Here is a 4834-nt window from a genome sequence, read left to right as displayed (position 1 = left end):
CATCATGTCTGAGTAAATTTACTCAGACATGATGAGAGAAACCGGCAAAACCACTCAGATATGGTGCACTTTTCCGGCAAATCGTTCAGACTTAGCGAGAAAATCAGGTTCCATGAGAGCGCTCATGGAAGGGTAACCTTAGGCACGCTTTAAAGTCTGCCTAAAAAGTACAAAGAATCTGTGTTTGGGACACAGATTCTTTGTAGAAATTAGGCAGAATCCACCGATTCTTTTACGTTTTCAGGCAAAAGTTACAGATTCTTTGCAGAAATAAGGCGCAGCTACAAGGTCCAAAATCAGTTGCAACTTTATCCGCGACGAGATGCCTGGTACTTCTCGAAAGCAGCTTTGTATTTCTGCTCCTCTTTCTTGAACATGGCGTTGAAAAACAGGGTAGTTACCAGAAGAATGACCAGGTACAGCGCAGTAAAAGACATCCAAGCCTGAGCCATATTTGGCACCCATCCTCCAATGAGCGCCATCGCCACAAGCGTTGGGAACAGGCAAACGTTGAAGCCAAGAAACCTGTGAAGGTAGCTGAGCTTAGTAATCAGAGGCTGATAGTTGAACCAAATCTGCTGGTAAATCCCCGACAGGACGCCGGCGGCGATCAGCGTAAGAAGTATGATGTTATTTTGCCTGTCACCATAATTGGTTGCCAGCGCAATGACGCCATACACAAGCGAGATGCCGGTGAAGCATATCGCGCCACCTGAGATACCTTTGCACATGATTTGACCTACTGTTTTATTGAGTCCCTCATCAAATTCTTGCTGAGTCTTTCGCTCAATTCCTTGCCAGTTTTGTGATTCGTTGCGTTCCATAATGTTCCCTTCTCTGGGATAAAACTGCTGTTAAAGTGTGGTTCGAGTGGTGTTTGGCGCTCGGCACCGGGAGCGATGCGCGAGAAAATCCGCTGGCCCTTACACAATTCCGATACGTCTTTTGATTTCCGCAGCGTACTTTCTTGAAGCAACAAGGGTTTTCTCGCCAAGCGACAGCAGCATGCGGCCGGAACCTGCGGGTTTGATACCTGTAACGTGGTCCAAATTGACCAGTTCCTGTCGAGAAGTGCGCACAAACGCCGTGTCTTTCAGGGCGTCCTCGAGCTCGGACAGGCGGCTAGAACTTTCCAGCGTCTCGCCGTTTACCAGGTGAATCAGCGTCACGTTTCCGTCCGTTTGAATCCATGCCACATCCGCGAGAAGAACGACGCGCCTGTTGATGGTGCCGGGAACGTATCCGGTCATCTTTCCGTCAACCATCTGGAGCTGACGGACAATTCCCGAAACGCGCGGGTCATCGGGGCCGCTCAAGATGGTCACTTCAATTTGCGCTCGACCCTTTTCTTCAACTACACGAATTTCCATTGCACTTCCAAACAACTTATTTGACCAAACGTTTCGTTTCTTGCTGTAGCGGAACTGTGTCCGCTTGCCTCCTTGCCTTAAGGCATCTTTAGAATAACGGTTGCATCTCTTATGTGGGATCTCGTGTCACTCAAATGCACTAACTGGCGTGTGAAGTGCATTCTTTGCGCTTCGAGCTCCGTTCTTGCGCTTGAATGGCGCTTTGCGCGCGCCGAGCACGAACGCGATCGCACACGCTCACAAGCGTGTACGCCCACGAGCGTCTACACAAAAAGCCGCCCTCAAAATGAGAGCGGCTTGAAGTTACCGTGCGCCATGCCTGCGGTTTTGTGCCTGCGGGTCTTGAACCTGCGCGTGTTTGCGTACCTGCGGCTTTTGCCTGCGAGAATGTCAACCTCGCCGCAGCTTAGTTTCTAGCTGCGTGAAGCTTGAGTGTGCCCAGCGCAAAGAGAACTGCTGCGCCGCCTGCAATAGCAAACATAAGCGTGTTCTGCAGTGCGTCGTCGCCAGTGTAAGGAGTGCGGGACTTGCGAGGCTTAGGGACAACAGGGTTGGTGGTGGTGTTGGTATCTGTGTCGATCAGACCATCGCTGACGTGAGCGGTGTTTACAACCGTAACGTCCTTCTCGCCCTTGTTGACCTTGACCTGGAAGGTAACGGTGAGTGTGTCGCCCGAAGCAACGTTCTGAGTCCAAGTTACGGTGCGCGTAGCTGGGTCGTAGGTGCCGCCATTATCAGCAGAGCCATCAACGTAAGTTGTGTGCTCTGGGATGACATCGGTAATGGTTACATCGCGAGCAGTGTTGGTGGTGTTGGTGTAAGTTACGGAGTACGTAAGCACCTGACCAGCAGTTACCTTGTTACCGTCGATGGAGTTACCCTGACCATCCAGGACATCCTTCTTTGGCTGAGGCAGAACTACCCAAACACCAATAAAGTGAGCGTTCTTGTGGTCGATGACCTCGGAATCGTGATCGTAACCGATAAACACCCACGTTCCATCTGGAGTCTCTACGCGAGTAACGCCACCAAGAGGCTGATCAGGGGTAACAGTGGTTCCGTTAGGAATTCTAGTCTGCTTACCAGGAAGCAGGTCCAGGACCTCCTGAGGAAGCTCCCTGTTAGGAGTGCCGCTGACAAACTCATGGGTCTTCTCGTACAGAAGCTCAGTGGTTACCTTGTTGGAGTGAGCAACGTTTCCGTCGACAACCTGTGTGAGCTCGTTATCAATGTTGGAGCCGTCTGTCTCTACCTTGCTGTTGGTAACAGTCTTGTAGGTAATAACAAACTTCTTGCCGCCATTTGCCTTGGTGAGCAGGTGATCCTTGATGTTGACCGTAACCTTCTGGCCGTCAACAGCAACAGTGTAATCGGTGCCCTCAGTGAGGGTCTGACCGTCAAAGCTTACGGTGAGGCTCTGGAAATCAAGGCGCTCGTCAAAGGTATCAACCATGCTCATCGACTTAATCTTGCCGATGGTATCAATGCCCTGCCTTGGCAGCGTAAAGGTGCCGGTATAGGTAATGGTTTCTCCGGCCTTAGCAGGAGCCTGCTCTGGATCAACGGCCTTTACTGGAGCTGGAGTAATTGCCTCGGTGTACACACCAAAGAGGCTGCCGCTGGTAGCCGCGCTGGTGGACTCAAACGTCATGCTGCTTGACTTGGACTTAACAGCAAAACCTGCAAGGTTCTTCTCCTGGTCAGGACCGGAAGTTCCACGAACAGGATTCCAGGTAATCTTATTACCACTTGTGGTCTCAACAAGAATGTTCCTGTTGTTCATAACAATGCTATCGATGGTGCTATTGGCGTTAATAAGCGAGAAGGTCTCGTTTGCGCCAGTATCACCGACAACGTCAATATCGCTTGGCTGCATAACAAGCTTGAGGTCACAAGGGGTGCCATCGGTGTACTTCAGCTCTACAGTCACGTTTGCGCTGATTGCATAGGACCTGAACATATCAGCAGTGTAGCTGGGGTGATTCACGTCGATGTAGTCCATGATCTGGAAGGACTTAGTTCCCCAGTTCTCATCAACAGTCAGAAATGCAACATCAGTCTTATTTGGATTGTTGTAATCTGCGTTGGCATTCTTAAGGGTAAGGTCCAGCGAGTTAATGGTGACATAAACGTCAACGGACTTGCCGTCAACAGTGCCAGCATTAGAGAACTTCAGCGAAAGAGGCTGGTTATACTGCTGGTTGGAACCGTCTTTAGTTGGCTGAACAACAAAAGCTGTTGAGGGCAGTCTGCCTGTGTCAGAAGCAGGAATCTCTATGCGCTTAACGCCAGCTCCCTGCGAGAGAACGGTCATGTTGTCCCTGGTCAGCGTGAACTGGTAAATGTTGATCTGGGTAAGATCACTATCGTCTTTCTGGCGATCAAGTGCCTGAGCTGTGTTAATAGACATAAACAGGCATGCCACAACCATGGTGAGAAAGACTGAGATTCTCTTAAGAAAACCTTTTTTCATGATGGCCCCTCAAAAAGATGTGCATATTACATCTATATTTTCTTACAAATTGATAGCCAAAACATATGAGAAATTAGTATTCACATAAAAAGTGAATTTGGCTGATAAATAGTACAGTTCACATGGACAGTACTGTTTTGAAAATAGTTCAAATTTTTGTATCCACACCGCATCTGCTGCTTGCGAATATGAATTGAGCCATCGCGCTTCAAGACGCCGCACCCAGTCCGCGGCTTCGGTCCGCGCGCCTCTGCTCACTCGCCTTAGTTTGCTCCGCCAGGGCGAGAAGGTCTACCAGCTTGATGATTATCTTGCTCTTGAACTTTCTCTGTCTTGGAGCAAATCCACGCAATGGTATAGCCAACGCAGCCGATAAACAGGCAGGTTAGACCTAACATAAACATTTTCTCGCCAACGCCAAAGTCAATCTCGTATTGAATTTTGAGCGCCAGCGGAGGATCTTGCAGAGGAAGTCCAGCCTTAGCGAACAGGTAGTATGCACCCATGAGCGCACTTAAAATACCCGAGATAAGAAAGCCTTGAGAAAGGTTCTTGATAATTTGAGCCGCTTTATTCATGTCGCATCATCTCCTTATGTTGCTATGGTAAAGCAAAACGACGAGAAGCCCAAAAAGAGAGCCGGCGGATGAACTGACCCCCATTTCTTGGACACGAGAAATGGGAGTCAGTTCAAAACACACTTAAGTCAGATAATCTGTTAAAAAGACGTATACATGACGCTGAAAATACCTCTAACGCGCAGATTATCTTTATTAGGTGTGTAAAATGCCCGCATCTGAGCAGATTATCTGACTTAGGTGTGTTCCGTAGATACTGAATTTATCGATAGTTAAATTTCTTATATGAGTCTATTCATTTTCTAGCATATTAGGTTAAGTTTATGCATAGAGATGCATATCGGGTAGTGCGACCGCCTAGCTGCCTGGCTATCTTGATTAAGAATATGTCGATTCTTCAGCAGAACACAAGA

General features: G+C 48.7%; 4 protein-coding genes. All 4 read right to left on the bottom strand.

What is annotated here, in order from left to right; genetic code table 11:
• Positions 1-308: 308 nt before the first annotated feature.
• Positions 309-824: a DUF3021 family protein gene (locus HMPREF1493_RS06715; protein WP_035428874.1), complete on the bottom strand. Its 516-nt coding sequence runs from the start codon at positions 822-824 to the stop codon at positions 309-311.
• Between the two features lie 99 nt (positions 825-923).
• Positions 924-1370, bottom strand: coding sequence for a LytTR family DNA-binding domain-containing protein (locus tag HMPREF1493_RS06710; RefSeq protein WP_035428873.1), 447 nt, complete (start codon positions 1368-1370; stop codon positions 924-926).
• Positions 1371-1776: 406 nt separating this feature from the next.
• Entirely contained in the window at positions 1777-3843 is a 2067-nt protein-coding gene (locus tag HMPREF1493_RS06705; RefSeq protein ID WP_035428871.1) for an Sgo0707 family adhesin, read from the bottom strand.
• Positions 3844-4106: 263 nt separating this feature from the next.
• Entirely contained in the window at positions 4107-4421 is a 315-nt protein-coding gene (locus tag HMPREF1493_RS06700) for a hypothetical protein (protein WP_035428870.1), read from the bottom strand.
• Between the last annotated feature and the right edge of the window lie 413 nt (positions 4422-4834).

It is taken from the genome of Atopobium sp. ICM42b (assembly GCA_000564995.1).
Taxonomy (GTDB): Bacteria; Actinomycetota; Coriobacteriia; order Coriobacteriales; family Atopobiaceae; genus Lancefieldella.
This window is presented reverse-complemented; position numbering and strand designations above follow the sequence as displayed.

Coding starts and splice junctions, on each gene's coding strand:
- HMPREF1493_RS06715 (WP_035428874.1), bottom strand. CDS start 824: ATGGAACGCAACGAATCACAAAACTGGCAAGGAATTGAGCGAAAGACT.
- HMPREF1493_RS06710 (WP_035428873.1), bottom strand. CDS start 1,370: ATGGAAATTCGTGTAGTTGAAGAAAAGGGTCGAGCGCAAATTGAAGTG.
- HMPREF1493_RS06705 (WP_035428871.1), bottom strand. CDS start 3,843: ATGAAAAAAGGTTTTCTTAAGAGAATCTCAGTCTTTCTCACCATGGTT.
- HMPREF1493_RS06700 (WP_035428870.1), bottom strand. CDS start 4,421: ATGAATAAAGCGGCTCAAATTATCAAGAACCTTTCTCAAGGCTTTCTT.